Here is a 493-nt window from a genome sequence, read left to right on the forward strand (position 1 = left end):
GCCGGTGCAGGATGCGTTTAACGACAGCCAGACCGGCCACGGGCGCGACCCGCTGGTGATTGATGTCTTTAATAACGACAGCTTCGCCAACAGCGACAAAGCCATTACCGCCACCACCAACGGCGCGCACGGTACGGTGACCGTCAGCAACGGCAAGGTGGTTTACACCCTGAACGACGGCTATGTCGGCACCGATAGTTTCACTTATACCGTTACCAGCGGCGGCAAAACCGAAACCGCGAACGTCACCGTAACGTTAACGAACGGTGCGCCGACCGGGGTTGTCGGCAAAACCGCCAGCACAGCGGAAGACCAGACGCTGACCAGCACGGCTTTGCAGAATCTGCTGAACGGCGCCAGCGACCCGGACGGCGATACGCTGAAAGTCAGCGCATTTACGGTGGGCGCAACGACGTGGGCCGCAGGCCAGACCGCGACGCTTGCGGGCTATGGCGCGCTGACCATCAACGCCGACGGCAGCTATACCTTTGTT

At 61.1% G+C, this 493-nt stretch carries 1 protein-coding gene; it reads left to right on the plus strand.

The annotated features are described in order from the left end of the window. Positions 1-493: Ig-like domain-containing protein (locus FDW88_RS01965; protein WP_137361915.1), on the plus strand; the 493-nt coding region annotated here is incomplete at both ends.

It is taken from the genome of Citrobacter sp. wls829, from assembly GCF_005280825.1.
Classification (GTDB): Bacteria; Pseudomonadota; Gammaproteobacteria; order Enterobacterales; family Enterobacteriaceae; genus Citrobacter; species Citrobacter gillenii.